Here is a 26,617-nt window from a genome sequence, read left to right on the forward strand (position 1 = left end):
TGGTCGAGCTTGTCGAGACCCGGGTCTCGACAAGCTCGACCAGCACTGTCGTCACGGCGGGTTATGCCGGCGGCTCCTCGTTCATCACCGTGACGAGGGAGCGCAGGCGGGCGTTGCTGAACAGGTCCTCCAGCATCACCACCGTGCCCGCCGAGTCCGCCAGCGGCACCCGCCAGTTCGGGTACTCGGAGTCGGTGCCGGGCTGGTTCTGCGCCCGGCGCTCGCCCACGGCGTCGGCCAGCGACACCCCCACCAGCGCCGCCGGCGTGTCCTTGAGGTAGCGGTGCAGGCCCTCGACCAGCTCGCGCTCCGACGGGTCGAACGTCGTCAGGCCGCGCCGCGAGAGCGCCTCCACCAGCGACTCGCGCTCCTGCCGGGCGCGCCCGCGCAGGACCTGCGCGTCCTCCGTGAGCAGCCCGAGGCGTTCGCGCAGGTCCACGTGCTCGCCCGCGAGGTAGCCCGCGGTGGGCGGCAGGTCGTGCGTCGTGACGGTGGCCAGGGCCTGGGCGCGGTACGCCTCCGGCTCGACCGGCACCCCGTCGGCGTCCCGCTCGAAGAGCAGCACGGACGTGCCGAGGATGCCGCGCTCGGCGAGGTAGTCGCGGATCCACGGCTCGAACGTGCCGAGGTCCTCGCCGACGACGGCGACCCCGGCGCGGTGCGCCTCCAGGCACAGGATGCCGATGAGCGCCTCGTGGTCGTAGGTGACGTACGCGCCGGCCGACGCGCGCGCCCCGCCCGGGATCCACCAGAGCCGGAAGAGCCCGAGGATGTGGTCCACGCGCAGGCCGCCGCAGTGCCGCAGCACGGTGCGCAGCATCTCGCGGTAGGGCGCGTAGCCCACCTTCGCCAGCGCGCGCGGGTGCCACGGCGGCTGGGACCAGTTCTGGCCCTGCTGGTTGTACATGTCCGGCGGGGCGCCCACGGACACGCCGCGGGCGAGGACGGCGGCGTCCGCCCAGGCGTCGGCGCCCTCCGGGTTCGAGCCGACGGCGAGGTCCTTGAACACACCCATCCGCATGCCCGCGTCGAGGCCGGCGCGGTGCGCGGCGCGCAGCTGCTCGTCGGCCACCCACTGCAGCCAGCAGTAGAACTGCACGCGGTCGGACAGCGCGTTGCGCAGCGTCTGGACGCCGGACGAGCCCGGGTCGGCGAGCTCGACGGGCCAGTCACGGCCGTCGAGGTGCTCCTTGATGGCGCACCAGGTGGCGAAGTCCACCAGGCCCCGGCCCTGGGCCAGCACGAACTCGTCGAAGGCGGTCTGGCGGGCCGCCGAGCGGGGCGCGGTGTACACGACCTCCAGCGCGGCCTTCTTGGCCTCCCAGATCGCGTCGCGGTCGATCGGGCCGGAGTCCTCGGACAGCTCCCTGACGGGCTCGGCGGCCCACTCGACGAGCGAGCGGTCCGCGGCCGAGAGGTACGCCGTCTCACGGATGTCCTCGACCCGGATGTACAGGGGCGACATGAACCGGCGGGAGGTGGGCAGGTACGGGCTCGGGGTCACCGGCAGCACCGGCTCGGTGGCGTGCAGCGGGTTGACCGCAACGAAGTCGGCCCCGCCGTTGTGCGCCGTCTGCCATGCCAGGTCGGCCAGGTCGGCGAGGTCGCCCATGCCCCAGGAGTCGCGGGAGCGCACCGAGTAGAGCTGGACCATGAAGCCCCAGGCCTGCTTGCGCGCGATCTTCTTGCGCAGCTCCAGCTTCGCTGGGGTCACGACGAGCGTGGCCTGCGCCGTCTGCCCGCCCGACTCGGCACGCAGCGTGTGCCAGCCGAGCGGCAGGGTGTCCGGGAGCGTGAACGTCGCCCGGCCCACCTTGCGGCTGTCCACGGTGCGCGGCTCGGTGTAGACGTCGGCCTGGCGTAGCTGCACGCGCGTGCCCCGCACCGTGGCGAACGAGCCCGTCGCGGTCGTGGCGCCGGGTGCCGCCACCCGCCAGGGCGTGGCGCTGACCGGCACGGCGGGCGTCTCGGTCTGCTCCAGCTCGACCCACGCGGTCACGTCCGCGCCGTCGGCCACGTGCACCGCGACCTGTACCTCGGTGCCCTCCCGCGTGACGACCGTGGGCGGGAGCATCGTGCGCCACTCGTCGTCGCGGGCCCGCTCCAGGCTGGCCGTGACGGCCCCCGGGGTCGACGCCTGGACGCCGAGCGCCTCCAGCACCGCGACGAGCGTCGAGGAGCTGACCTGCTGCTCGACGCCGTCGTGGTCGGTGTACTCGCACTGCACGCCGTGGGCGGTCGCCAGCTCGGTCAGCTCCGCGGGCACGGCGGATCCGTCTCCGGTGGCCCCGGGCATCGGTTCGTCGGTCACAAGGAAAGATCCTGCCATCTACCGACGCGTACCGGGCGCAACCAGGCCCGAAAACCTCACCCGGCCCTGCGCCGTCAGCTGACGCCGGGGGTGTCTCCCGCGACCGCCTCGTCGAACGGGGTGGGCGCCGAGCGCGCGACGATCCCGGCGTCGAGCAGCGCCGCGTGGGCCGCGACGCGCAGCGAGCGGGCGACGGCCCACTGCTGGGCGGGGCGCACCTGGGCGTGCAGCGTGAAGGTCAGGCCGCCCTGGTCGACGTCGTCCACGCCGCGCACCGACGGCGTCTCCAGGAGGCTGTCGGCCAGCTCGGGGTCGTTCTTGACCCGGTCGACGGCGCGGCCGAGGGCGGCGCGCACCGCGTCGATGTCGGCGCCGAGCGGCACCTGCACGGGGGCGACCGCGCGGCTCCACTCCTGGGTGCGGTTGCCCGCGCGCAGGATCTCGCCGTTGCGGACGTACCAGAGGGTGCCGTCGAAGGCCCGCACCTGGGTGAGCCGCAGGCCCATGGTCTCGACCGTGCCGACCACGCCGGCGCCGAGGTCCACGTTGTCGCCCACGCCGAACTGGTCCTCGATGAGCAGGAACACGCCGGAGATGAAGTCCTTGACCAGGCTCTGCGCGCCGAAACCGAGCGCGACGCCCACGACGCCGGCGGAGGCCAGGAGCGGGGCGACGGGCCAGCCGACCGTCTGCATGATCGAGAGCACCATGACGGTGCCGATCACGATGTTCACGGCGGAGTTCAGCACCGAGCCGACGGTCCGCGCCCGCTGGGCGCGCCGCTCGGCCGCGCGCGGGTTGACCGCGCCGAAGACGTCGGCCAGCGCCTGGGGCGTCATCAGCGCGTTCTTGCGCTTGCGCTTGGTGGTGGCTCCCGAGACGGCGCCGGGCGTGGTCACCGGGATGGTGCCCGTGGTGGTGCCCACCGGCGGCGCGGCGGTCTCGACGACCGCGCGGGGCTTCTGGCCGATGGCGATGCGCTCGGTGAGGGCCGTGACCACACGGCGCAGGACGGCGATGGCGACGGTACCGCCGACCAGGATCAGGATGACGGTCAGGGGCTTGTCGCCGAACCAGACCCAGAAGTCCTCGGCGCTGTCGAACACGGAGGCAGCAAGAGACTCGAACACGACACGAACGCTACTCGGGTCGGCGCCCGCGATCAGGCATCTCGGCCCGGGTCCGAGGGACCACTGCGCGATTTTCACAGCCCGTTCGCGTCGCGGTTGCACGCCGTCGGGCCGTCGTGAAGCAGATCACGGGCCCGGGACGAGTCCCGGGCCCGTGCACGTCACACTCTCTGGCTCACGCCCTCGTGATCACACCCTGAGCGTGTCGAGCTCGGCCGCGAGGTTGTCCGCCTCGGGACCGACGATCACCTGAACCACCCTGCCTGACCGCACCACGCCGAACGCGCCCGACGACTTGAGTCCGGGCTCGTCCACCAGGGACGGATCGCTCACCTCGACACGGAGCCGGGTGATGCACGGTTCCAGCTCGACGACGTTCGAGGTTCCCCCGAGTGCCGCAAGGATCTGGTCAGCCTTGGTCATGTCTCAACTCCCACCGTGCGTCGCTGCAGGTATTGGTACCACCCTATCTGTGCTGGCAAGCCCTTCGCCCGGGCAATTGTCGACTCGCTCACACGAGACCGAGTTTCACCGGACCGTCATACACGGGTGGCAGGATGACAGGCGTGACCCAGGAACCCTCCTTCTTCGACGCCGTCGGCGGCCACGACACGTTCGTGCGCCTCGTCGACGCGTTCTACGACGGCGTCGCCGACGACCCCGTGCTGCGCCCCATGTACCCCGAGGAGGACCTCGGGCCGGCGAAGGAGCGGCTCACGCTGTTCCTCGAGCAGTACTGGGGCGGGCCCGGCACCTACTCCGCGCAGCGCGGCCACCCGCGGCTGCGGATGCGGCACGCGCCGTTCAAGGTGAACCCGGACGCCCGCGACCGCTGGCTCGCGCACATGCGGACCGCCGTCGACTCCCTGGGGCTGGCGCCGATCCACGAGTCGCAGCTGTGGGACTACCTGGAGCGCGCCGCCTTCAGCATGATCAACACGTTCGAAGACTGACCCGGCACCGACCGACCGAAGCACTGAAGGAGACGCCCCGCGTGGACGCCACCACCCCTGACCCGACCGCCGGCGGACCGGTGGAACGTACGCCCGACGCCCTCGACCGCCTCCTGGAGGTGCTCGACCTGCGGCACCTCGAGGGCTGGGGGCCGCGGGGCGAGGAGGACGTGCTGCGCGGCACCAGCATGCCCGGCCCGGCCAACCGGGCCTACGGGGGTCAGGTGCTCGCGCAGGCCATCCTGGCCGCGGACCGCACGGTGCCCGACGGCCGGCAGATCCACTCGCTGCACGGCTACTTCCTGCGGGAGGGCCGCGTGGAGGAGCCCATCGACTTCGCGGTGGAGCGGCTGCGCGACGGGCGCTCGTTCAGCGCGCGGCGCACGCACGCGATCCAGTTCGGCAAGCCGATCCTGTCGATGATCGCCTCCTTCCAGGAGGACCAGCCCGGTTACGAGCACGCCATGCCGATGCCGCGGGACGTGCCCCCGCCGGACGAGGTCGGCTCCGCCTTCGACGAGCTCGCCGTGCTGCCCCCGGGTGCCGCCGTCCGAGCCCAGTTCTGGACGGACTCGGCGTTCGAGCTGCGCCACGTGGGCGGCTCCCTGTACCTGCACCCGGACGCCGCGGTGGCCGACGGCGGCCGCCCGCCCGCCACCCAGATGGTCTGGATGCGCACCCGCCGGCCGCTGGGCATCAAGGACCAGGCCCTGCACCGCGCCCTGCTCGCGTTCGCCTGCGACCAGCTCATGCTGGAGCCCGCCCTGCGCGCCGCGGGCAAGTCCTGGCAGGAGGTGGGCGCTTCCGTGCCCATGGCCAGCCTCGACCACGGCATGTGGTGGCACCGCGACGTCTGGGTCGACGAGTGGATGCTGTTCGTCCAGACCTCGCCGACGGCGCAGGGCGGCCGCGCCCTGGGCACCGCGGCGGTCTACACGCAGGACGGCGCCCTGGTCGCCACGGCGGGCCAGGAGGGCATGATCCGCCTGCCGGGCTGACCGGTCTAGGCCCCGAGCTCCGCCAGCCGGTCGCGGGCCGCCCGCTCCGCCAGGCGGACGGTCGCGACCTCCGCCGGCGTCGCGGCGACGTCGACGCGCTGCTCCAGGGCGCGCACGAACAGGGCCAGCGCCTCCCCGAGGTAGGGGCGGGCCTGGTCGGCGTGCACCTCCAGCGCCTGGTCGTAGCGGCACCGGCCCCAGTCCTGCAGGGCGCGGAACTCCAGCTTGCGCGCGTGCTCGATGCTCGCGGCGTGCTCGCCGTAGTAGTGCGCGGCCTCCAGGGCCAGGCCGAACAGCAGGTCGGCCTCCGAGAACCGGTGCCGCCACTGCAGCACGTGGGCCAGCCGCAGCAGCGGCGCGACGGCGCCCAGGGGCACGTCGGCGGCGTGCGAGTGCGCGGCCGCGGCGTCGTCCGCTGGGCCGCCCGCCAGGCCGACGGCGAGCCAGCCGAGGCGCTCGGCCTCGGCCAGCTCGGCCTCGGGCTCGTCCGCCTCGGCGGCGAGCGCCCTGGTCAGGGGCACGCGGACGGCGAGCGCGGCCGGCTCGTCGCGGGCAGGGTCCCGCGCCAGCTCGGCGAGGTACGCCTGAGCCGCCGGGACGTCGTCGAACACCTCGTGCAGGGTGACCGGGTCAAGGTAGTGCGTGGGCAGATCCACTGTTCCTCCGTGGCCGAAACCAAGGGGGATGAATTTACCAATTCGGACACGCTGAGGGCCAGTCAGCCGCGGTGGCGGAACGTGATCGGCTCCTCCTCGAACGCCTTCCAGGCCAGGCGCTCCCCCTCGGTGAGGCGGCGGGGCCGGTCGGTGGCGGCGTCGACGAACACGAGCGTGGTCGTCGCCCGCGCGTAGGGCTTGCCGCCCGACGTCGGGCCGGTCTTCGGCATGCTCGCCGCGCCGTCGTGCACCTCGTAGCAGACCTCGGCGCTGGCGCCGCCGATCCGGCCGAGCCACATCTCCACGCGCACCGGCGTGCGGGTGAACAGCAGGGGGCGCAGGTACTCGATGCGCTGCCCGGCCACGAGGGTGTGCGAGTCGGCGTCGGGTCCGGTCGGCACGACCGCCGTCGGCCAGGCCTCGCCCTCCGGCGCCTCGGGGTGCAGCCAGAAGGCCGTGATCCGGGCGTCCTCCAGGAGGCGGAACATCGCCACGTTGTTGACGTGGGCGTAGGCGTCCAGGTCGGACCAGCGCAGCGTGACGGGAACGTGCAGGCGTGTCATGGTGCCTATCCTCTCCCGGCTGCCCCTCCCGGCCGCCCCGCGCGCCCCAGCCCGCGGGCCTCAGCTCGCGGCGACCGTCGCCGCCGTCCGGCAGCTCGCGAGCCGGGCCAGCTCCTCCCCCACGGGTTCCCGCACGAGCCGGTCGGCGACCTTGCCCACGGACTGCCGCAGCCGGCGGCGCGCGGCCATCGCCCGGCGGCGGGCACCCAGGGCGCCGAAGACCCGGCACACCAGGGCGAGCAGCAGACCGAGCAGCACCCCGCCGAGCACCAGGAGCGTGGGCCAGGGGATCGTGAAGAGGTCGACGCGGACCCCCACGTCGGAGCCCGGTTCGGGTGCTCCCGGGAAGACGACTCCGCCGTCCCCCGACCAGGTCGGCAGGGTCAGCACGGGCGTCGGCAGCGGCGGGAGCTGCAGGTACGCGAAGCCGAACAGCACGAAGAGCCACACCAGGCCCGTGACCAGCGCGGCGACCAGGAGCCACTGCACCACGTTCACGAGCGACCACCACACCGGGCGGCGCGACACCTCCACGCGGGTCGTGGCCACGGCCTGGTCCAGGGCGTCAGGCAGCGCGTCGATGCCCGCCTGGCCGCGCGAGCGCGCCGCCAGCACCCACGGGTCGGCGACGCCGCGTGTCACGTCCTCGACGTACCGCCGCACGGCGGAGGCCGCGGTGGACCGCACCGCCGGCCGTGCCGTGGGCAGCGACGTGCGCACCAGGTCCTCGCGGCCCGACGGCGCCCGCTGCTCCCGGTCCGCCGAGCGCAGGCCGAGCCGCCGCAGCGGGTCCTTGCGCAGGCGCCCGATCCAGCGGGTGAGCGGCCAGCCGGTCGCCGCACGGGCGTCCCGGCGCGCGGACACGCGCACGGCGTCGACCACCGTGGGCACCCCCGCGGCGTCCTCCAGGGCCGCCACCAGGTCGCCCCTGGCCTGGCTCCCGGCGCGCGACGGCGGCGGCGTGCCGCACTCGTCGACGATCCGCTGCGCCACGACCCGCTCGTCCGCCGCGAGCCGGGCGGTCGCGGCCTCGCGCCTGGCCGCGGCCTTCGCCAGCAGCCCGCGCAGGTCGTCCATCCCCTGGCCGGTCTTCGCCGAGACGGCGAGCACGCGCGCGCCGTCCAGGCCGTCCTCGGCCACGAGCCGCTTCAGGTCGGCCAGCATCGCCGAGGTCTCCTCCGGCGTCAGGCGGTCGGCCTGGTTGAGGGCCACGACCACCACCTCGGCGCGGCCCGCGAGCGGGCGCAGGAAGCCCTCGTGCAGCGCGGCATCGGCGTACTTCTGCGGGTCCACGACCCAGACCAGGAGGTCGGCGCGCTGCACCAGGCGCTCGGCGCGCATGCGGTGCTCGGTCACGACCGAGTCGTGGTCGGGGAGGTCGAGCAGGACGAGGCCGGTGGTGTCGCCGGCGGGGGTGCGCCGGCGGAAGGGGCCGCGGGCGGGGGCGGAGACCCCGCTGGTTGGCCCGTCGCTGGTCGAGCTTGTCGAGACCTGGCTACCGGCTTCAGAGGTCTCGACAAGCTCGACCGGCGGTGTGGGGGTCTCGACGCCGGCGGACGGGCCATCGCTGCCCGTCCCCACATGGTGCCGGCGGCCGACCTCCAGCCAGTCCAGCAGCGGGTCCGCGCCGTCGCCCCACACGGCGGCCATGGGGTGCGACGTCGTCGGACGCCGCACGCCCGGCTGGGCGATCGCGAACCCGGCCACCGCGTTCAGCACCGACGACTTGCCCGACCCCGTGGCCCCGGCCAGCGCCACCACGGTGTGCTCGGCGGAGAGCCCGCCGCGCTCGCGTGCCCGGGTCACGACGGCGCGCGCCTCGGCCAGGAGCGCGGGCTCGATGCGGCCCTCGGCGGCCTGGACCGCGGTGTCGAGCGCCGAGGTGCGGGCGGCCAGGTCGAGCCGGCTCATCGGTCGCCGTCCCCGAAGAGGCGCTTCCAGAAGCCCTTCCGGGCCGGCTGCCCCGTCAGATCTCCCCGGCCGTCGGCCGGGCCCGTGCCCGCGGCCTTCGCGCGGACGCCGCGCAGCCCGCGGCCCTCGACCAGGTCCTCGCCGGACGCCGCCGAGCCCCGTGCCGCCGCGCCGGACGCCGCCTCCGCCTCGCCGGCCCGCGACCGCCGTTCCGCCGAGGCGGCGGAAGCAACGGCCGCGGCCGCCGCGCGCAGGCCGGGACCGCCCGCCTCCGCGGAGCCGAGCGCGTCGAGCTGGGCGGTGTACCGGGCGGCCTGCCCGTCCATGACCGCCTGGATGCGGGCGCGCAGCCGGTCGCGGGCCTGCACGGCGAGCCGCCGCACGGCGTCCTCCCCGAACACGGCCTCCAGCAGGCGCTGGGCCAGCACGGCCGAACCGCCCGCGATGCCGACCTCGATGCCGGTGAGCCCGCCCGTGGAGGCGAACACGAAGATCATGAGCGCCACGCCCAGGCCGTTGACCCCGAACGACAGCGCACGGGCCCGGCCGCGCTTGGACTCGCCCTGCTCGCGCACCAAGCCCAGGACGTCGCCCTGCCAGCCGCGGATCTGCTCGCCCACCTCGGCGCGCAGCGCCGCGGGCGTGCGCGACAGCTCCAGGCCCTCCAGCAGGGCTGAGCCCGCGGCGTCGCCGCGCCAGCCCTGGTAGGAGCGCTCGGCGGCCTCCTCGGCGGCGTCGAGCACCACGGACTCCAGGCCGTGCGCGATCGCCTTCTCGACCTGGGGCGCCTCCTTGGGCTTGCCCCGGAAGAACGTGCCCACCGCGTCCCGGAACCGGCCGATGCCCTCCTCCACGGCCCGGAAGAACTCGCCCGTGCCCACGAAGTCCTGCCAGCGGGCCAGGACCTCGCCGCGCAGCAGCGCGCCGTCCGACGTCGCAGCGGCCACGTGCGCCACGGCGTCCGCGTAGGCGCGGTCCACGACGTGCCGCAGCCGCACGTCGGCGGCCTCCTGCTCGTCGGCCGCGTCGGCGAGCTCGCCCGCCCGGACCACCAGGGAGTCGACCACGCCGTCGCGGGTCGCGGCGATCACGCGACGGCGCGCGTCGGCATCGCCGCCCAGCCCGGTGAGCCAGCGGGAGACGTCCCCGACGCCGTCCTCGGGCAGCATCCCCTCGGCCAGCTCGCCCTCGGCGATGACGAACAGCGGGCTGTCGGGCAGGCCGTGCTCGACCATCATGTCGCGCAGGTCGTCGGCCGTGGCCTCCGCGCCCGGGTCCACCCGGTCCAGCACCATCGCGACCTGCGCCTTGCGGGCGGCGGCCTGGTTCAGCAGGTCCCAGGGGACGGCGTCGGCGTAGCGGGCGGACGTCGTGACGAACAGCCAGAGATCGGCCGCGCCGAGGAGCTGGGCGGCGAGCTCCCGGTTGGCGGTGTCGACCGAGTCGATGTCCGGCGCGTCCAGCAGGGCCAGGCCCCGGGGCAGGGCGTCGCTCGGCACGAGGCGCAGGGTGCGGGAGGGCTCGGACGGCGCGGAGCCGTTCGACGCCGCGGTACCCGACGCCGCGCCGCCCGAGGCCGCGGCACCCGACGCCGTCACGCGTGCCAGGCCGGGCAGCACGCGGTCCGTCGAGAACCAGCGGGCGTCGAGCGGATGGTGCACGAGCACCGGCGCCTTGGTGGTGGGCCGCAGCACGCCCGGCTGCGTCACCTTCTCACCGAGCACGGAGTTCACCAGGGTCGACTTGCCCGCCCCCGTGGACCCGCCGACCACCACGAGCAGCGGCGCCTTCTGGGCGCGCAGCCGCGGCAGCAGGTAGTCGTCGAGCTGGTCGGTGGACCGGCGCAGCTCGGTGCGTGCCGCGTCCACGCCCGTGGTCTCCAGCGGCAGGCGCAGCGCGCCGAGCCGGGCCCGGAGCACCTCGAGCGCCCCGGTCAGCCCGGACTCGTCGTCGGGCAGGGCGGGCGTGGTGGGCGGGGCGGACGACGTGGGCGCGGCCGGGGCCGGGGACTCCGGGGTCGTTGGACCGGCGCCCTCCCCGGGCCCGTCAGCGGGCTCAGCGGCCTCAGCAGGTTCTCCCGAGCCAGGCCCAGCGGCCGGACTCGCGCCGGGTGCGGCCGGCCGCCCGGCGGTCTGCCACGGGCTCGCGTCCCCTCGCGGTGTGCCGGGCACCGCGCCGTCGTCGCCCTTGTCGGTCATGGCGCTCAGTCTGCCGCAGCGGCGCAGGTCAGGCGCGCCCGTGATGTGGCAACGAGGTGAAAGCTCAGCCGCCGAGGCGGGACCGCAGCCAGTCCAGCGCCGCGTGTGCCACCTCGCGCTGGACGGCGCGGCCGTGCGGGGCGCCGGGCTCCGGCGGCCGCATCGACTCGAGCACGAGCGCCCCGGCGACGACGGTCACGGCGCAGGTCAGCGCCTCGGGGTCGACGTCGGGCAGGGGGTGCCGGTCGAGCACCACCCCGGGCGGCGGGGCGCCGTCGACCCGCAGGTGCGGCAGCAGGAGGACGACGTCGAGGAACGAGGCGCCGTGCGACGGCATGAACCAGTCGACGGCGTGGGCGCTGGTCGCGTCCCAGCCGTGGTCGGTGATCAGGATCGACTCCCGGCGGAGCGCGCCGTGCACCAGGCTCTTGCCCGACATCGCCTCGCCGGCATAACGGGCGATGTCGGCGAGGTGCTCGACCTTGTCGGACAGCCACGGCGTGAACGCCGTCAGCCCGGCCGGCCGCATCGCGGCGATCGTGGCCCAGGCGTCGACGTCGATCTGGTCGAGCGCGTCGGGCAGGCCCGGGGGCGCCTCGGTCGAGCCGATCTGGATCGCGAGCTCGACGGCGGCGGCGAGGTCGGCGTCGTCCCAGGGATCGCGCGGCGGGCGGATGGGCTCGTTCCGGTAGCCGAGGACCACCCAGCGGCCCGCGCCGGGGAGCTCCTCGTCGACGTACCACTCGCGCTCCAGGCTGGGCACGTCGTCGGGCAGCGTGGCGAGCGAGGCGGCCTCGGCGGCCATGCGGTCCTGGGTCACCGGGGCCTCCGGCCCCACCGCCCGCACGATCGACCGGCCCGCCGCCGTCTGCAGCACCTCGAGCGGGGCCAGGTCCGTTCCGCTCATGGGGGCCGAACCGATCACGCGGCCCCCCATCGACTCGCTGACACGAGAACGGACAGACGGGGGTAGATCGGACCAAGCCGGTCGCCGCACAGCGCTCATGGCCGGAGTGTGCCGAACTGCGCTTTCACCCGCAAACCACAGTTCGTGTTGCGAGAATCGTGCGGGTCAGAAACCGAGCCTGGTCTGCAGCCACGCCACGGCCGCACGGGCCAGGCGGTGCTGGTAGGCCCGCAGCTCCGGCATGTCCGTGGGCGGCGAGTCCATCGAGGACTTCACGTAGTGGCCGGCGAGCACCGCGATCCAGCACGTCACCGCGTCCCGTTCGGTGCCGGGCGGCAGGCCGTACCGGCGCAGGGTGGCCTCGGGCGGCGGCCCGTCGTTGGTGCGCACGTGCAGCAGCATGGAGACCAGGTCGAGGTACGGCGCGCCGACGCTGCCGCGGATCCAGTCCGTCACCAGCGGCTTCTCGCCGAGCCGCGCGGGCAGCAGCACGTTCTGCACCCGCAGCGTGCCGTGCTGCAGGCTCTTGCCGGCGATCGCCTGGGGAGCGTGCGCCGCGATCTCCGCGAGCCCCTCCAGCCGGTTGGCGAGCCACGGCGAGTGGTTGGCGAGGCCGGCGGGCCGCTTGTCGGCGAGGTACTCCCACGAGTCGGTGGGGAAGACCCGCTCCTCGGGCAGGAACATCGGGTCGTCCGGCGCATCGACCTCCCCGATCCCGCGCACGACCTTGACCATGGTCGCGACGTCCTCCTCGGGAAAGGACGGGTCGATCGGCCGCACGTTGGACTTCATCGCGTAGCCGACGGCCACCCAGGTGCCGAGGTTCGGCAGCACGTCGTCGAGCGACCAGAGGAGCTCCGGGTGCGGGGCCGCGGCGGGCAGCAGCGGCGAGAGCGCGATCTCCTGGCGCAGGAAGTTCAGCGGCCCGGGCTGCTCCGTGCCGATCGCCTTGACGAAGACGTGGCCCTTGGTGGTCTGCACCTCGAAGCGCGCTCCGGGCAGGATCCCGGAGTCGTCAGGGTGCCGCGCGGCGATCACGCGGGCGCCGAGCAGATCGGTGATGCGGTCGCGCAGCACGGGCGGAAGCTCACGCCATCCGGGACGCAGGGCAGGGCTCACTGCGGCATCTTGTCGAAGATGTCCCCTTGCAGCAAGGAACCCATGCGAATTTCGCCCGCTATGCCGGGTTGGGGGTTCGCCTTCGAGGCCTAAGTTTCTTCGCTTTGGGCCGGCCCAGAGCGAAGAAACTTAGGCCTCGAAAGGAGAGTCAGTCGCGGGTACTGGTCGCGCGACTTCCTCGGGACCGGCGGCCGCGTCGTCAGTCGCAGTGTTTGTCTCGCGACTTCCTCGGGACACGGGTGTTGAGGGGGCCTCGTTCCTCGGCCCCCTCCACACCCGTGCCGCGTCGTCAGTCGCGGGTCAGCTTGCGGTACGTGACCCGGTGCGGGCGCGCCGCGTCGGCGCCGAGGCGCTCGACCTTGTTGGCCTCGTACGACTCGAAGTTGCCCTCGAACCAGTACCAGTTCGCCGGGTTCTCCTCGGTGCCCTCGTAGGCCAGGATGTGCGTCGCGACTCGGTCGAGGAACCACCGGTCGTGGGAGACCACGACGGCGCAGCCCGGGAACTCCAGCAGGGCGTTCTCCAGCGAGCCGAGGGTCTCGACGTCGAGGTCGTTGGTGGGCTCGTCGAGCAGCAGCAGGTTGCCGCCCTGCTTGAGCGTCAGCGCCAGGTTGAGGCGGTTGCGCTCACCACCGGACAGCACGCCAGCGGGCTTCTGCTGGTCCGGGCCCTTGAACCCGAACGACGCCACGTAGGCGCGCGACGGGATCTCGACGTTGCCGACCTTGATGAAGTCGAGCCCGTCGGACACGACCTCCCACAGCGTCTTCTTGGGGTCGATGCCGCCACGCGACTGGTCGACGTAGGAGATCGAGACGGTCTCGCCGACCTTCAGCTCGCCGCCGTCGAGCGGCTCCATGCCGACGATCGTCTTGAAGAGCGTGGTCTTGCCGACGCCGTTCGGGCCGATGACGCCCACGATGCCGTTGCGCGGCAGCGTGAACGACAGGCCGTCGATGAGCACGCGGTCGTCGAAGCCCTTCTTCAGGTTCGAGGCCTCCAGCACCAGCGAGCCCATGCGCGGGCCCGCGGGGATCTGGATCTCCTCGAAGTCGAGCTTCTTGGTGCGCTCCGCCTCGGCAGCCATCTCCTCGTAGCGGGCCAGGCGGGCCTTCGACTTGGTCTGGCGGCCCTTGGCGTTGGACCGCACCCACTCCAGCTCCTCCTTGAGGCGCTTGGAGAGCTTGGCGTCCTTCTTGCCCTGGACCTCCAGGCGCGCCTGCTTCTTCTCGAGGTACGTCGAGTAGTTGCCCTCGTACGGGTAGAGGCGCCCGCGGTCGACCTCGCAGATCCACTCCGCGACGTGGTCGAGGAAGTACCGGTCGTGGGTCACGGCGAGCACGGCGCCCGCGTAGGACGCGAGGTGCTGCTCGAGCCACAGCACGGACTCGGCGTCGAGGTGGTTGGTCGGCTCGTCCAGGAGCAGCAGGTCGGGCTTCTCCAGGAGCAGCTTGCACAGCGCGACGCGGCGGCGCTCACCACCGGAGAGCACCGAGACGTCGGCGTCCGGCGGCGGGCAGCGCAGGGCGTCCATCGCCTGCTCGAGCTGGGAGTCGAGGTCCCACGCGTCGGCCGCGTCGATGTCCTCCTGGAGGGTGCCCATCTCGGCCAGCAGCGCGTCGAAGTCCGCGTCGGGCTGCGCCATGAGCTCGGAGATCTCGTCGAACCGCGCCTTCTTGGCCAGGATCTCGCCGACGGCCTCCTGGACGTTGCCGAGGACCGTCTTCTCCTCGTTCAGCGGCGGCTCCTGCTGCAGGATGCCCACGGTGTAGCCGGGCGACAGGCGGGCGTCGCCGTTGCTCGGCGTGTCCAGCCCGGCCATGATCTTGAGGATCGTGGACTTACCGGCGCCGTTCGGCCCGACGACACCGATCTTGGCGCCGGGCAGGAAGTTCAGCGACACGTCATCGAGGATGACCTTGTCGCCGTGCGCCTTGCGCGCCTTGTACATGGAGTAGATGTATTCAGCCACTGCCTGTGTTCCACCGTTCACAGAAGGTACGTCGGATGGGGTGTGCTCTCGCGGAGCGGGTGCCAGGGTTCGTCCGCGCAGGAGAACCCTGGCACCCGCGGACCGCTGAGCACGACTGGCACCAGCCTACGCGGTCACCAGCTCCCGCTGCCCGACGCCCGCCTCGTCGTCCTCGACGCCCGGGGCGCCGACGCCGAACGGGTCGGCCGGCAGGCCGTCCGCGTCCCGAGGGGCAGGCGTGAGCGACTCGTGGTGCACGACCCGCGAGTACTCGACCTTGCCCCTGGTCGCGTCGACGCCGACCCCGGTCGCCTGAATCACCAGGTTCGAGCGCTGGGCCCCCTCGGCGGTCTCCCACTGCTCGACCTCCAGCCGGCCCGTGACGACCAACGGGTCGCCCTTGCGCACCGACCTGGCGAGGTTCACCGCCGCCGTCCGCCAGGTCTTCACCGAGAACCACAGCGTGGGGCCGTCGGTCCAGTCGCCGTCCTCGTTCACGAAGCGCCGCGTGCTGGCCACGCGGACCATGGCGTACTCCTTGTCCTTGCCGGTGTGCAGCGCGGGGGTGTTGCCGGCGCGGCCGGAGACGGTCACCGTCACGTCGTTCATGGAGCCCTCCTGGGTGTCCCGGACCGGCCCTCGCGGCCGGCCCGTACCCAGCATCAGGCGCGGACGGAGCGCAGGTCCGGCAGCCGGGCACCACCTGTGGACGAAACCCGGATCTGGCTGCCTGTGGTCGTGTTCTCTTCCACGCGGAGCGGTACGGAGGGTCCGTCGTCGCGCGCACTCTGTGCGAGCTCGCGCACCGCGCGGTGCTCGTCGAGCAGCTTCTGGGTGGGCACACCGAGCGTCTGCTGCAGCACTCTCTCCAGGGCGGCGCGGCCCGAGGCGATGACGCCCTGCGCCCGGCGGGCGGCCAGCGCGCGGCGCATCTGCATCGCCACGAGGAACACCACGAGCGCCGCGACGGCTGCCACGACCGCGAGGACGCCGAGCACGGTGGTCCAGGTGTCCCCGACGGGCAGGATCCCCATGGAGGCCAGTACCGTCGCGATCCCGAGCAGCACCGCCAGCAGCACGGCGCCGAGCGCGAGCCGCCGGGTGAGCGGCTGCGTCGTCGGGCCGCGGGTGTCCAGGGTGATGCTCTGCAGCGCCGCCGACACCGCGCCGGCGACGTCCCGGGCGCTGGCCACGCTCTCGGCGAGCGACCGCTGCCAGCCCGGCTTGAGCGACTCCCCCGAGCCCGTGAGCCAGCGCGACCTGGACAGCGCGATCGAGTCGGGGTCCGGGTTGCGGAACTCGGGCGAGCCGTAGCCGTTGCGGACCGCCGCGCCGACCTGGGCGGCGACGGACTCCAGCCCGGCGGCGCGCGCCAGGGCGTCGACCTCGCGCTCCAGCACGGTGTCGATGTGCCACGGCACCTCGGACGGCGTCTGGCTCAGCAGCAGCGTCGCGGCGGCGTCCAGCTCGCCCGCGGCGCGGCCGGCCGAGACCGACCGGCGGGCCACGGTCTGCTCGAGCAGCCCGCGCAGGTCCTCGATGCCGATGTCCGTCTTGCTCGACGCCGCGATGACCGGCACGTCGTCCAGGCCGTCGTCGCGCAGCAGGCGCTTCACGTCGTTGACCAGGTTGTCGCGCTGCCCCACGGGCACCGTGTCGATCTGGTTGAGCACCACCACGGTCGAGGCCCGCATGCCCGACGAGTCGCGCAGGTAGCCGGTGTGCAGGGCGTCGTCGGCGTACTTCTGGGGGTCCACCACCCAGACCAGGAGGTCCACGAGCGGCAGCACCTTGTCCACGACCTCGCGGTGGCCGGGGGCCACCGAGTCGTGGTCGGGCAGGTCGAGCAGCACGAGCCCGCTCAGGGCCGCCTCGTCGGCGGAGTCCAGCTCGCCCGCCCGGGTGATGCGACGCTCGCGCTCCACACCGAGCCAGTCGAGCAGCGTCGCGGCGTCGTCGCTCCACGAGCACGCGGTGACCTTGGCCGTGGTGGGGCGCTTGACGCCGACGTCGGCGAAGGTCAGCCGGGAGATCTTGTTGAAGGTGCTCGACTTGCCCGAACCGGTGCCGCCCGCGAGCGCCACGACGGTGTGGTCGACGCCGAGCGCGAGCCGTTCGCGCACGCCGGCGACCGAGCTGGCGACCTTGCCGAACACGGTGTCGTCGAGGCGGGATCCGGCGATCTGGAGGGCGCGGCCCAGGTCCTCGGTGCGAGCGCCGAGGGTCGCGTCGTGGCTCGTCATGTCAGCCTCCTGAGCTCGGCCAGCCGCACGCGGAGCGGAGCGGCCGCGTCGTCGGCTAGCGCGGGGACGTCAAGGGCACTCTGGACAGAACGGGCCTCTTCCGCAACCGCTAGCGCGACCTGGTCGGCAAGTTCGCCCTGCAGCTCCTCGATCGCGTCGCCCGCGGTCTCGCCGAGGACGCGGTCCAGGAGCGTCGTGGAGTCCTCGTTGCCGAGCGCGACCGCCTGCAGGAGCGTGGCCAGGCCCTGGTCGCCGAAGGCCTTGCGGGCGCCGGCGGCCCGGAGGGCGGCCTCGGAGCCCGCGCTGTCGGGGTCGGAGTCGGCCATGCGCCCGACGACGTCGTCGGCCCGCCGGGACCAGTCGGCGGCCGTCCGCTGTCCCCAGGCCAGGCGGTCCTTGGCGCGGCCTGAGCCGGACGGCAGGATCGTCTCGCCGGCGGCCGGGGCGCCGGGCCCGGCGAGGGCGCCGCGCAGGCTCTCCTCGGTGCGGACGCCGGCGGCGACGAAGGCGCGGGTGGCGGTGGCCTCGATCTCCTCGCGCAGCCGGAGCAGCGCGGTCTCGCGGGCCTTGCCCGCGCGCTTGGTGGTGCGGGCGATGCCGTCGCGGACCGTGACGCGGGAGATGTGGTCGGTGCTGGCGATCTCGGCGAACCGTGCGGCCACGGTGCCCTCGCCCGCGGTGCCGGACAGGACGGCGGTGCGCGCGGCGAGCTGCTCGTCCGGGACCACGGACTGGACGGCGTTGCGCAGGTCGAAGGCGGCGGTGCCCTGCTGCTCCACCGCGGTGACGAGCCCCGTGACCCAGTCGGGCAGGGCGCCGAGCGCGCCCTTGAGGGTGCGCAGGATCACGGTGCGCGAGCGCTCGGGCCCGGCCATCAGGTTGAGCCAGCGCTGGATGGGCGCCACGAGCTGGGGGGCGAGCAGGCCCTCGTGCGGGCCGACGTCGGGCACGATGAACAGCGGGACGTCCTTCATGCCGCGCTCCCGCAGGCGGGAGTTGAGGTCGGCACGGATCGTCGTCAGGTTCTCCTTGGGCACCCGGTTGAGCACCATCGCAACGCTCGCGCCGCGCTCCTTGGCGCGGTCCAGCGCCTGCCAGGGCAGGGCGTCGCCGTAGCGGGCGGCCGTGGTGACGAAGAGCCACAGGTCGGCCGCCTCGAGGAGCTGGTGGGCCGTGGACCGGTTCTCCTTGAGGAAGGAGTCGAGGTCCGGGGCGTCCATCAGCGCCGTACCGCGCGGGACGCCCTCGTGCTTGACCAGGCGGGCCAGCTCCGTGACAGGGCCCGCCGTGAGCGTGTCCACGTCGCGCGGGTGCACGCCCACCACGGGTTCGCGGGTGGTGGGCCGCAGCACCCCGGCCTCGGACACCTCCTCCTGCAGGAGGCTGTTGAAGAGCGTGGACTTGCCGGCGCCCGTGGAGCCGGCCAGCACCACGACGGCGGGACTCGACAGCTCGGCGAGGCGCGGGAGCAGGTGCTCGTCGAGCTGGGCCAGCAGGCGTTCGCGGGACGCCTCGGCCTCCTCGGCGCCGTCGACCGGCAGGGGCAGGGTCGCCGAGGCGACGTCGCGGCGCAGGTCCTGCACGACGTCGTGCACGGTGAACCCGAGCTGTTCCGCAACGTTCGGGTCCACACCACCCCGACGGCCGAGCACTGCGGAGCGTGTTCCTGAAGTCACGGCTTCATCCTGATAGGTCAAGATCGTTCTGCCAAGCCGTAGCACCTGGTAGGTATACGGAAACCGACGTTTCGTGCGAGCCGTCAGGGTGAGCCGACAACGCTCGACGACAGCAGACCAGTGCCCCCGGCAGGATTCGAACCCGCGACCTAGTCATTAGAAGTGACCCGCTCTATCCAGCTGAGCTACGGAGGCAAGCGAGCCGAGTTTAGCCTAGGTCTAGCCGGTCTTGACCATGACAAATGCGGGTCTCGATCCGCGGGACGGCGGGCCTGACGGGGCCTGCTCAGGCCCCCGGAGCCCCGCAGGCCACATCGCGTTCGGGCAGGTCACCGGTCCGCAGGAACGCCGTCGCGAGGTCGTCGGCGCAGTCGTTGCCCAGCCGCAGGTAGGAGAGGTGTCCGCCCTGGTCGGCGGTCACCATGCGCGCCCGGTCGCCGAACGCCGCGCGCAGGTCCCGGGCTCCGGACAGCGGCGTCGCGGGGTCGCGGAGGTTCTGCAGGATCAGCACGTTGGCCGGTCCGTCGTCGGTGATCTTCACCCGCGGCTCGGCCGGCTCGGACGGCCAGAAGGCGCAGGGGGTGATGTTCGCCGCGGCGGCCCCGAACATCGGGTGGCGGACCCGGTCGAGCGCGACGTTCACCTGGTAGCGCCACACCTGCTCCGGCCAGTCGGAGTCGTTGCAGATCACGTGGAGCTGGCTGGCGATGTAGTTGTCGGCCGGGATCTCGGCGTCCGCCGCCTGGGTTGCCGCGCCGGGACCGGACGACGGCGCGGCGGGCTCCGCCGTCGGACCCGCGGGCGCGCCGGACACCGGGACGGGCTCGCCCCGGTCGAGCGCGCGCCAGGTCTCGGCGAGCCCCGGCAGGCTCGTGTCGTAGTAGAGGGCGGCGAACGTGGCGAACCGGAACGCCGCGCCGGTGTACCCGTCGGGGCTGGGCTCCCGGTCCAGGCGGGCCGCGAGCTCGAAGTACGTGGCCCGCACCTGGCGGGGCGTGTCGCCCAGGCCGTACTCGGGATGGTCCGCGGCGAACCGGGCGAAGTCCGGGAACCGGTCCTCGACGCCCTCGCCGAACAGGCGGGCGAACGAGGCGTCCCAGCCGCCGGGCCCGGTGGCGCTGTCGAGCAGGAACCGGTCGCTGCGCTCGGGGAACATCGAGGTGTAGACCGAGCCCAGGTAGGTGCCGTACGAGATGCCGAAGTAGGACACCTTCTCCTCGCCGAGCGCCGCGCGGACCTGGTCCATGTCGCGGGCCGTGTTGGCCGTGGTGACGTGCGGCAGCAGCCACGCCGTGGACGACGACCCGCACTTCTCGGCGACGTCGGCCACCCGCTCCGCCTCGCTGCGCACGTCGGCCGGGCCACGCGCGTACATCGGGATGTTGGTCGGGTGCTCCAGCGGAGTGAGGTCGCAGGTCACGGGGGTGCTGTGGCCGACGCCGCGCGGGTCCATGCCGATGATGTCGTACTGGTCCAGCAGGTCCTGCGGCAGCTTCAGCACGTCGCGCAGGCCCGCCGGGTAGGCCAGGCCCTCGCCTCCCGGGCCGCCGGTGTTGGTGAGCAGCACCCCGCGCCGCTCCTGCGGGTTCGTGCTGGCCAGGCGCGAGACGGCCACCTCGATGGTGCGCCCGTCCGGCTCGGCGTAGTCCAGCGGGACGTCGATGGTGCCGCACTCCAGCCCGGGCGCGGCCACCGCCTCGGGGCAGTCGCCCCAGGTGATCGCGGGGGCCGTGGCCGCCGCCCGGCTCGGGAACGGAGCCGGCGCGGACGACGCCGTCGACGGCGCCACGGCGGCCGCCAGGAAGGCCACGGCGATCGTCAGCACGGACACACGCATCACCCGGCCCGGTGGGGTCGGCTCCGGACGGTCAACGTCACGCGCTGGTGTCGAGGTCATGCCTAGATCTCACCGGGCCCGGGCCGCGCCTGCCAGTGCAACGGCGTCATGTTTCACCCATGACATCCCGCTGGCCCCGCAGGTGACACGGCGTCACTGGTGCGCGGCCCCGGACGGTGCGGGCCCGGTGAGTGTCACAGGCTCGTCGTAGCCTTCCCGCATGCTCTCCGGACCGACCGACCTCTCCCCCGACGCCGCGCGCCGGCTGCGCCTGCGCACGCAGGGCCTGGTGCTGCCCGACGGGCCCAGCACGGCGGCGCCGGCCGACGTCGTGCGCCGGATGGTCGCCCTCCAGGGGCAGGACCTGCCCGCCGTGCTGCGGGCGGTCGCCGTCCGCTGCCAGCCCGGCACCACGGTGGACGACGTCCGCGCCGCGTTCGACGACGGCACCCTGGTGCGCGGGTGGACGCAGCGCGGCACCCTCTTCGCGACCACGCCCGCCGACCTGGCCGCGCTCGTCTCGCTCACGGGCGAGCGCGTGACGCACCTGGGCCGGCGGGTCCGCGAGGTGGAGGGCCTGGACGACGCGATCGTGGACCGGGCGGAGGCCGTCACCCGGGCGGCCCTCACGGCCTCGGACGGCGGGGTCACGCGCGCCGAGATGATCGACCGGTGGCAGCAGGCCGGCATCCCCATCGAGGGGCAGCGCGGGTACCACCTGATCGTCACCCTGGCGCTGCGCGGGGTACTGCACTGGGGGCCGTTCGCGGGCGCGCAGCAGCGCATGGTCGCGACGCCTGCCCCTGCGGGCGGCGTCCTGGCCGAGGAGCCCGCGGCGGCCCTCGCCCGCATCGCCCGCGCCTACTTCACGAGCCGCGGGCCGGCCACCGTCGACGACCTGGCCTGGTGGATCGGCCTGCCCAAGACGCCCGTGCGTGCCACCGTGACCGCGCTGCGCGCTGCCGAACCGGACGCCCTGGCCGACGTCACGGTCGACGGACGGGCGATGCTGGTCGGGCGCGGGGTGGACCCGGACGGGCTGGCGGAGCCCGGCGGCGTCGTGCTGGTGCCGGGGTTCGACGAGATGGTGCTGGGCTACCAGGACCGCGACCTGGTCGCGGACGCCGAGGCGATGCGCACCGTCGTCCCGTTCAGCAACGGCATCTTCCGGCCCGCGGTGCTGCTGGACGGGCGGCTGGTCGGCACCTGGCGGCGCGCGCCCAAGGCCGGCGAGGAGGCGTACGAGCTGGTGCCGGGGGCCGCGGGGTCGACCCGCACGGCCGTGGAGGAGGCGGTGGCGGCCTGGCCGCACGGTTGACGGGCCCTGGCTGCGGGCGGTCGCCTACGGAGAGGCTTCGTCCGTGAAGTAGGCGGCGGTCTCGTCGTCGGCCGGGTAGTAGGACTCGATCGCCACCTCGTCGAGCGTGATGTCCATCGGGGTGCCGAACGTCGTGATCGTGGAGAAGAGCCGCAGCTCCCGCCCGGCGAAGCGGATGATCATCGGGATCACCACGTCCGACTCGGCCTCGATCGACCTCCGGTCGGCGGACGCGTCCGACGTGCCGGGGGCCAGGAGCTCCTCGTAGAGGGCGGTCAGCTCGGCGTCGGGCACGGTGGCGAGCTGGCGCCGCACCCGGGACCCGAACACGGAGCGCACGTCGGCCAGGTTGACGACGAGCGGGGCGAGCCCACGCGGGTCCAGACCCAGCCGCACCAGGTTGACCGGCGGGCGCAGCAGGTCGGGCGCGACGCCGGCGAAGAACCGGTCCACGGCCCGGTTGGTCAGCAGGATGTTCCAGCGGCGGTCGAAGACGAGCGCCGGGTACGGCTCGTGCGCGCGCAGCACGCGCGCGACCGCGTCCCGCGCCGTGGCCAGGGCGTCGCCTCCGAGCGGGCGCTCGGCGTACCGCGGTGCGAACCCCGCGGCGAGCAGCAGCCGGTTGCGGTCGCGCAGCGGCACGTCGAGCTGCTCCGCGAGCCGGAGCACCATCTCGGCGCTCGGCCGGGACTTCCCGGTCTCCACGAGGCTGACGTGCCGTGCCGAGACGTCGGCGGCGATCGCGAGGTCGAGCTGGCTCAGCCGACGCCGCTGCCGCCACTGCCGCAACAGCTCCCCCACGGTTCCCATGGCGTCGAGTGTCGTGCACCGCCGACCGGGGCGCCATGAACTCCCAGTTCATCGACAGCGCCCGCCGCCCCGCCGAAGACTGCGGGCATGACGACACAGGACATGACGCCGCAGAGCAGCACGACCGACAACACGAGCATCATCAGCGCAGCCTTCACGGCCCTCACCGAGACCGGTGACGTCGACGCCGTCGCCCGGGTGCTGACCGAGGACTTCGCGCACCACCGGCCCGACGGGACATCGCGGACCAAGGCCGAGTGGCTGGCCGCCGTCCGCGGGTCGCTGGAGCACATCGACGGGATGGAGGTGACGGTCCTGCACCTGCTGGCCGACGGCGACCAGGTGATGCTGCACTCGCGGCGGCGGCTGCCCACCGGGCCGGAGATCACGGTGGTCGACATCATGCGGTTCGAGGACGGGCTGATCGCTGAGGCCTGGGAGCTCATCGAGCCGACGAAGGAGGCCGACGCGCACCTGACCTGGTGGGCGTGACGCCTCCGCCGGGGGCGCGTGCGGGGACGGCGGGTCAAGATGGAGCATGCTGCTCGCCGAGGTCGCCGCCACGTCCGACGCCGTCGCCGCCACGCGCTCGCGCCTGGCCAAGCGCGCGGCCATCGCGGATCTGCTCCGCCGGACGGCGGACGGGGCAGGTGGCGCAGCGCCGTCGGACGCCGGTCCAGCCGGCGTTGCGGAGGCGGTCTCCGACGACCTGGAGATCGTCGTCGCCTACCTCGCCGGCGCGCTGCGGCAGCGCCGCACGGGCCTGGGCTACGCCGCGCTGCGCGACCTGCCGCCGCCGTCGTCGGACGCCACGCTCACGGTGCGCGACGTCGACGCGGCGTTCGCCGCGATGGCGTCGCTTGAAGGATCCGGCTCGGCCCAGGCCCGGTCGACGGCGGCCGGGGAGCTCTTCGGCGCCGCGACCGAGCGCGAGCAGGCGTTCCTGCGCGGGCTGGTCGCTGGCGAGCTGCGGCAGGGCGCGCTCGACTCGGTCGTGGTCGACGCGATCGCGGAGGCCGCCGACGTCCCGGCCGACGCCGTCCGCCGCGCCGTCATGCTGCGCGGGGCCACCGGGCCGGTCGCGAGCGCCGCCCTGCTCGCGGACGATCCGCTCACCGCCCTGGCGGGTTTCACGCTGGAGGTCGGGCGGCCGGTGCGGCCGATGCTCGCGCAGTCGGCCCCGGACATCGCGGCGGCGTTCGAGAAGCTCGGGGGCGGTGAGCCGACCGAGCTGTGCGTGGACGTGAAGCTGGACGGCATCCGCATCCAGGTGCACCGGCTCGGCGACGACGTGCGCGTGGTCACGCGCTCGCTGGACGACATCACCGAGCGAGTGCCGGAGATCGTCGACGTGGTGCGCGCCCTCCCGTCGGACCGCCTGGTGCTCGACGGCGAGGCGCTCGGCGTCGGGCCGGACGGCGTACCCCGGCCGTTCCAGGAGACGGCGGCCCGCTCGGCGACCCACGAGTCCGGGCGCGGGTCCTCGCGGGGGCCGGCGCGGGCGGCGTCGGCGGAGGAGGCGCTGGCCGACCAGTTCCAGCTCACGCCGTTCTTCTTCGACGTGCTGCACGCCGGTGGCCGCGACCTGCTCGACGCTCCGCTGCGCGAGCGCCTGACGGTCCTGGACGAGGTCGCGGGGCCGCACACGGTGCGCCGTCTGCTCACCTCCGACGCCGACGAGGCGGCCGAGTTCTTCGCGGGCGCGCTCCGCGAGGGCCAGGAGGGCGTGGTGATCAAGTCGCTGGACACCCCGTACGCGGCCGGACGCCGCGGCGCGGGCTGGGTCAAGGTGAAGCCCCGCAAGACGCTGGACCTCGTGGTGCTGGCGGTCGAACGCGGTTCGGGCCGCCGCGAGGGCTGGCTGTCCAACATCCACCTGGGCGCGCGGGACCCCGAGGGCGGCTTCGTGATGCTGGGCAAGACCTTCAAGGGCATGACCGACCAGATGCTCCAGTGGCAGACCGAGCGGTTCCGGGAGCTGGAGGTCGAGGACAACGGCTGGGTCGTGAAGGTGCGCCCCGAGCAGGTCGTGGAGATCGCATTCGACGGCCTGCAGCGCTCGACCCGCTACCCGGGCGGGCTGGCGCTGCGGTTCGCGCGGGTGCTGCGCTACCGCGACGACAAGACAGCCGCGGAGGCGGACACGATCGACACGGTCCGCTCGCTCGCCGTCTGACCTATCTTCTTTCGAGGCCTAAGTTTCTTCGCTTTGAGCCGGCTCAAAGCGAAGAAACTTAGGCCTCAAAGGGGATGTGCGCCACGACATCCAGATGACGCCGACGACGCGAGCCGGCGAAGGAAGCCGGGTCGGAGCTCAGGACTCCGGGTCGTACATGAGCTCCCGGACCTCCTGGGCACAGCGACAGCCCTCCGCGATCCGGGCCGCCCACTTCAGCGCCTCCTCGCGGTTTGCCACCTCCAGGATCGAGAACCCGCCGATCACGGCCTTCGTCTCCGGGAACGGGCCGTCCGTCACGGTGCCGTCGGTCGCGACGACCGACGCCTGCTGGTGCTCCAGCCCGGCACCGAAGATCCAGACGCCGGCGTCCTTGGCCGCCTGCACGACGGCGTGCGAGGCCTCGGCCACGGCGGGCAGGTCCTCCTGCGGGAACGTCATCGCGCCGTCGTCGAACGAGATCAGGTATCGCGGCATCGCAGTCCTCCAGGTCTCGGCGGCCCGTCGGGCCGGTCTCCTGCGGGGTGGACGCCGTCCGCCGGCGAAACTCATCGGGAGGCCCCCCAGCGCAAGCGGCCGTTGGCCGGACCCGGACGGCGCCGGGGCACACGTTGTGCCCTCGGGTAGGTAACGGTGAGCTAGCAGTGCTGCCTCAGCGTTACCTACCCAGGGGCGCACAGCTCTCCCGGAGGTCGGTTGGCACCGCGTCCGCCAACCCGTCCAGCCCTAGATGTGATGTCCAGGGAGGTTGTTTCTGGATTCGGGCGACACGCGGTCGGAGTTAGGGGCCGAGGAAGGCCTCCGGTTGTGGAGTGGAGTTGTCGAGAAACCACTTCCTACCGGAGGCCTTCGTGACCCACGCTAACGCCCTGCTGACCCCGCGAGCACGTCTGCGCCTGGCGCGTCTGGTGGTCGAGTCCGGGTGGACCATCACCAGCGCCGCGAAGATGTTCATGGTCTCGCCCCGCACAGCCGGCAAGTGGGCCCACCGCTACCGCACCGAGGGGCCCGCGGGCATGACCGACCGGTCCTCACGCCCGCGCCGCAGCCCGCACCGGACCCCACGACCCGTGGTCAAGCAGATCGTGGGCCTGCGGTGGCGCCACCGCCTGGGCCCGGCGCAGATCGCCGGGCGCCTGGGTATGCCGGCCTCGACCGTGCACGCCGTCCTGGTCCGGACCAGGATCAACCGCCTGTCCCGGATCGACCGGGTCACCGGCGAACCGATCCGCCGCTACGAACACGAGTACCCGGGTTCGTTGATCCACGTCGACGTGACCAAGTTCGGCAACATCCCCGACGGCGGCGGGCACCGCTACGTCGGCCGCCAGCAGGGCGCAGCCAACAAACTCGCTACCACCGGCCTGCCCCGCGGCGCGGACTACAAGCCCCGCACCGGGACCGCGTTCCTGCACACCGTGATCGACGACCACTCCCGGGTCGCCTACGCCGAGATCCACACCGACGAGAAGGCCGACACCGCAGTCGGCGTCCTGCACCGCGCGACCGCCTGGCTGGCCGAACACGGCGTGAGCGTCCAGCGGGTCCTCTCGGACAACGGGGCGGCCTACCGGTCCCACGCCTGGCGTGATGCCTGCGCTCAGCTCGGTATCAAGCACAAGCGCACGCGCCCCTACCGGCCCCAGACCAACGGCAAGATCGAACGCTTCCACCGCACCCTGGCCGACGGCTGGGCCTACGCCCGCCGCTACACCTCGGAGACCGAACGCCGCGACGAGCTACCCGGCTGGCTGCACTACTACAACCACCACCGCGCCCACTCAGCGATCGGCAACCAACCACCCATCACCCGACTGAACAACCTCCCTGGACATCACA

22 protein-coding genes and 1 tRNA gene are annotated in these 26,617 nt (G+C 73.5%); 6 read left to right on the top strand and 17 right to left on the bottom strand.

Going from position 1 to position 26,617, the window contains the following annotated elements:
• Positions 1–61: 61 nt before the first annotated feature.
• The 3 genes from malQ to H291_RS0127005 all read right to left on the bottom strand — a co-directional run bounded on the left by malQ (position 62) and on the right by H291_RS0127005 (position 3,864).
• On the bottom strand, positions 62–2,296 hold the full coding sequence (malQ, locus tag H291_RS0126995) for a 4-alpha-glucanotransferase (RefSeq protein ID WP_051109649.1): 2,235 nt from the start codon (positions 2,294–2,296) through the stop codon (positions 62–64).
• Between the two features lie 89 nt (positions 2,297–2,385).
• Positions 2,386–3,441 (bottom strand): mechanosensitive ion channel family protein, encoded by a 1,056-nt coding sequence (locus tag H291_RS0127000; protein WP_142033403.1) that lies wholly within the window; start codon positions 3,439–3,441, stop codon positions 2,386–2,388.
• 189 nt (positions 3,442–3,630) lie between these two features.
• Positions 3,631–3,864, bottom strand: coding sequence for a glucose PTS transporter subunit EIIB (locus tag H291_RS0127005; protein ID WP_020018155.1), 234 nt, complete (start codon positions 3,862–3,864; stop codon positions 3,631–3,633).
• Between the two features lie 134 nt (positions 3,865–3,998).
• On the opposite strand from H291_RS0127005, the gene H291_RS0127010 reads away from it, so the two are divergent.
• The gene (locus H291_RS0127010) at positions 3,999–4,394 is read left to right on the top strand and encodes a globin (RefSeq protein WP_026366179.1); all 396 of its coding nucleotides are present in this window, start codon (positions 3,999–4,001) and stop codon (positions 4,392–4,394) included.
• Positions 4,395–4,435: 41 nt separating this feature from the next.
• Positions 4,436–5,392, top strand: coding sequence for an acyl-CoA thioesterase (locus H291_RS0127015; protein ID WP_020018157.1), 957 nt, complete (start codon positions 4,436–4,438; stop codon positions 5,390–5,392).
• A 5-nt stretch (positions 5,393–5,397) separates the two neighbouring features.
• On the opposite strand, the gene H291_RS0127020 is transcribed toward H291_RS0127015, so the two are convergent.
• From H291_RS0127020 to H291_RS0127075, 12 genes are all read right to left on the bottom strand, one after another.
• Complete coding sequence (locus H291_RS0127020; protein ID WP_020018158.1) at positions 5,398–6,048, bottom strand: hypothetical protein; 651 nt, start codon at positions 6,046–6,048, stop codon at positions 5,398–5,400.
• A gap of 62 nt (positions 6,049–6,110) precedes the next feature.
• A complete protein-coding gene (locus tag H291_RS0127025) occupies positions 6,111–6,611 on the bottom strand; it encodes an acyl-CoA thioesterase (protein ID WP_020018159.1) in 501 nt (166 codons plus the stop codon).
• Between the two features lie 60 nt (positions 6,612–6,671).
• Entirely contained in the window at positions 6,672–8,522 is a 1,851-nt protein-coding gene (locus H291_RS0127030; protein ID WP_020018160.1) for a dynamin family protein, read from the bottom strand.
• Positions 8,519–10,720: a dynamin family protein gene (locus H291_RS0127035; RefSeq protein ID WP_020018161.1), complete on the bottom strand. Its 2,202-nt coding sequence runs from the start codon at positions 10,718–10,720 to the stop codon at positions 8,519–8,521. Before H291_RS0127035 ends, H291_RS0127030 begins: the two co-directional genes overlap by 4 nt.
• 64 nt (positions 10,721–10,784) lie before the next feature.
• Entirely contained in the window at positions 10,785–11,627 is an 843-nt protein-coding gene (locus H291_RS0127040) for a hypothetical protein (protein WP_157237383.1), read from the bottom strand.
• A 165-nt stretch (positions 11,628–11,792) separates the two neighbouring features.
• The gene (locus H291_RS0127045) at positions 11,793–12,704 is read right to left on the bottom strand and encodes a phosphotransferase (protein WP_020018163.1); all 912 of its coding nucleotides are present in this window, start codon (positions 12,702–12,704) and stop codon (positions 11,793–11,795) included.
• Positions 12,705–13,035: 331 nt separating this feature from the next.
• A complete protein-coding gene (ettA, locus tag H291_RS0127050; protein ID WP_026366180.1) occupies positions 13,036–14,718 on the bottom strand; it encodes an energy-dependent translational throttle protein EttA in 1,683 nt (560 codons plus the stop codon).
• A 126-nt stretch (positions 14,719–14,844) separates the two neighbouring features.
• On the bottom strand, positions 14,845–15,327 hold the full coding sequence (locus tag H291_RS31845) for a single-stranded DNA-binding protein (RefSeq protein ID WP_020018165.1): 483 nt from the start codon (positions 15,325–15,327) through the stop codon (positions 14,845–14,847).
• 53 nt (positions 15,328–15,380) lie between these two features.
• The gene (locus tag H291_RS0127060) at positions 15,381–16,961 is read right to left on the bottom strand and encodes a GTP-binding protein (RefSeq protein ID WP_020018166.1); all 1,581 of its coding nucleotides are present in this window, start codon (positions 16,959–16,961) and stop codon (positions 15,381–15,383) included.
• The gene (locus H291_RS0127065) at positions 16,958–18,637 is read right to left on the bottom strand and encodes a GTPase (protein WP_157237384.1); all 1,680 of its coding nucleotides are present in this window, start codon (positions 18,635–18,637) and stop codon (positions 16,958–16,960) included. The genes H291_RS0127060 and H291_RS0127065 overlap by 4 nt, the downstream gene beginning before the upstream one ends.
• A 121-nt stretch (positions 18,638–18,758) precedes the next feature.
• Positions 18,759–18,832 (bottom strand) — tRNA-Arg (locus H291_RS0127070).
• Between the two features lie 91 nt (positions 18,833–18,923).
• On the bottom strand, positions 18,924–20,462 hold the full coding sequence (locus tag H291_RS0127075; protein ID WP_232216186.1) for an alpha/beta hydrolase: 1,539 nt from the start codon (positions 20,460–20,462) through the stop codon (positions 18,924–18,926).
• Between the two features lie 232 nt (positions 20,463–20,694).
• Here H291_RS0127075 and H291_RS31850 point away from each other — a divergent pair, with 232 nt between their 5' ends.
• Positions 20,695–21,792: a winged helix DNA-binding domain-containing protein gene (locus H291_RS31850; RefSeq protein WP_020018169.1), complete on the top strand. Its 1,098-nt coding sequence runs from the start codon at positions 20,695–20,697 to the stop codon at positions 21,790–21,792.
• A gap of 24 nt (positions 21,793–21,816) precedes the next feature.
• On the opposite strand, the gene H291_RS0127085 is transcribed toward H291_RS31850, so the two are convergent.
• The gene (locus tag H291_RS0127085) at positions 21,817–22,602 is read right to left on the bottom strand and encodes a helix-turn-helix transcriptional regulator (protein WP_020018170.1); all 786 of its coding nucleotides are present in this window, start codon (positions 22,600–22,602) and stop codon (positions 21,817–21,819) included.
• An 87-nt stretch (positions 22,603–22,689) separates the two neighbouring features.
• On the opposite strand from H291_RS0127085, the gene H291_RS0127090 reads away from it, so the two are divergent.
• Positions 22,690–23,094 carry a nuclear transport factor 2 family protein gene (locus H291_RS0127090; protein WP_198012597.1) on the top strand — a complete coding sequence of 135 codons (405 nt, stop codon included), beginning with the start codon at positions 22,690–22,692 and terminating at the stop codon, positions 23,092–23,094.
• A gap of 46 nt (positions 23,095–23,140) precedes the next feature.
• Entirely contained in the window at positions 23,141–24,778 is a 1,638-nt protein-coding gene (locus tag H291_RS0127095) for an ATP-dependent DNA ligase (RefSeq protein WP_020018172.1), read from the top strand.
• Positions 24,779–24,916: 138 nt separating this feature from the next.
• Here the strand turns inward: H291_RS0127095 and H291_RS0127100 are convergent, their stop codons facing one another.
• Positions 24,917–25,255 (bottom strand): YciI family protein, encoded by a 339-nt coding sequence (locus H291_RS0127100; protein WP_020018173.1) that lies wholly within the window; start codon positions 25,253–25,255, stop codon positions 24,917–24,919.
• Between the two features lie 374 nt (positions 25,256–25,629).
• On the opposite strand from H291_RS0127100, the gene H291_RS0127105 reads away from it, so the two are divergent.
• The coding region (locus H291_RS0127105; RefSeq protein ID WP_084467595.1) for an IS481 family transposase at positions 25,630–26,617 on the top strand (988 nt) is incomplete at its 3' end.

Origin of the sequence: Promicromonospora sukumoe 327MFSha3.1 (assembly GCF_000385135.1) — a bacterium.
Lineage (GTDB): Bacteria > Actinomycetota > Actinomycetes > Actinomycetales > Cellulomonadaceae > Promicromonospora > Promicromonospora sukumoe_B.

Bases quoted from the DNA above. Each gene is read 5' to 3' on its own strand.
- malQ (WP_051109649.1), bottom strand. From the start codon at position 2,296: ATGCCCGGGGCCACCGGAGACGGATCCGCCGTGCCCGCGGAGCTGACC.
- H291_RS0127005 (WP_020018155.1), bottom strand. From the start codon at position 3,864: ATGACCAAGGCTGACCAGATCCTTGCGGCACTCGGGGGAACCTCGAAC.
- H291_RS0127010 (WP_026366179.1), top strand. From the start codon at position 3,999: ATGACAGGCGTGACCCAGGAACCCTCCTTCTTCGACGCCGTCGGCGGC.
- H291_RS0127025 (WP_020018159.1), bottom strand. From the start codon at position 6,611: ATGACACGCCTGCACGTTCCCGTCACGCTGCGCTGGTCCGACCTGGAC.
- H291_RS0127030 (WP_020018160.1), bottom strand. From the start codon at position 8,522: ATGAGCCGGCTCGACCTGGCCGCCCGCACCTCGGCGCTCGACACCGCG.
- H291_RS0127035 (WP_020018161.1), bottom strand. From the start codon at position 10,720: ATGACCGACAAGGGCGACGACGGCGCGGTGCCCGGCACACCGCGAGGG.
- H291_RS0127040 (WP_157237383.1), bottom strand. From the start codon at position 11,627: ATGAGCGGAACGGACCTGGCCCCGCTCGAGGTGCTGCAGACGGCGGCG.
- H291_RS31845 (WP_020018165.1), bottom strand. From the start codon at position 15,327: ATGAACGACGTGACGGTGACCGTCTCCGGCCGCGCCGGCAACACCCCC.
- H291_RS0127060 (WP_020018166.1), bottom strand. From the start codon at position 16,961: ATGACGAGCCACGACGCGACCCTCGGCGCTCGCACCGAGGACCTGGGC.
- H291_RS31850 (WP_020018169.1), top strand. From the start codon at position 20,695: ATGCTCTCCGGACCGACCGACCTCTCCCCCGACGCCGCGCGCCGGCTG.
- H291_RS0127085 (WP_020018170.1), bottom strand. From the start codon at position 22,602: ATGGGAACCGTGGGGGAGCTGTTGCGGCAGTGGCGGCAGCGGCGTCGG.
- H291_RS0127090 (WP_198012597.1), top strand. From the start codon at position 22,690: ATGACGACACAGGACATGACGCCGCAGAGCAGCACGACCGACAACACG.
- H291_RS0127095 (WP_020018172.1), top strand. From the start codon at position 23,141: ATGCTGCTCGCCGAGGTCGCCGCCACGTCCGACGCCGTCGCCGCCACG.
- H291_RS0127100 (WP_020018173.1), bottom strand. From the start codon at position 25,255: ATGCCGCGATACCTGATCTCGTTCGACGACGGCGCGATGACGTTCCCG.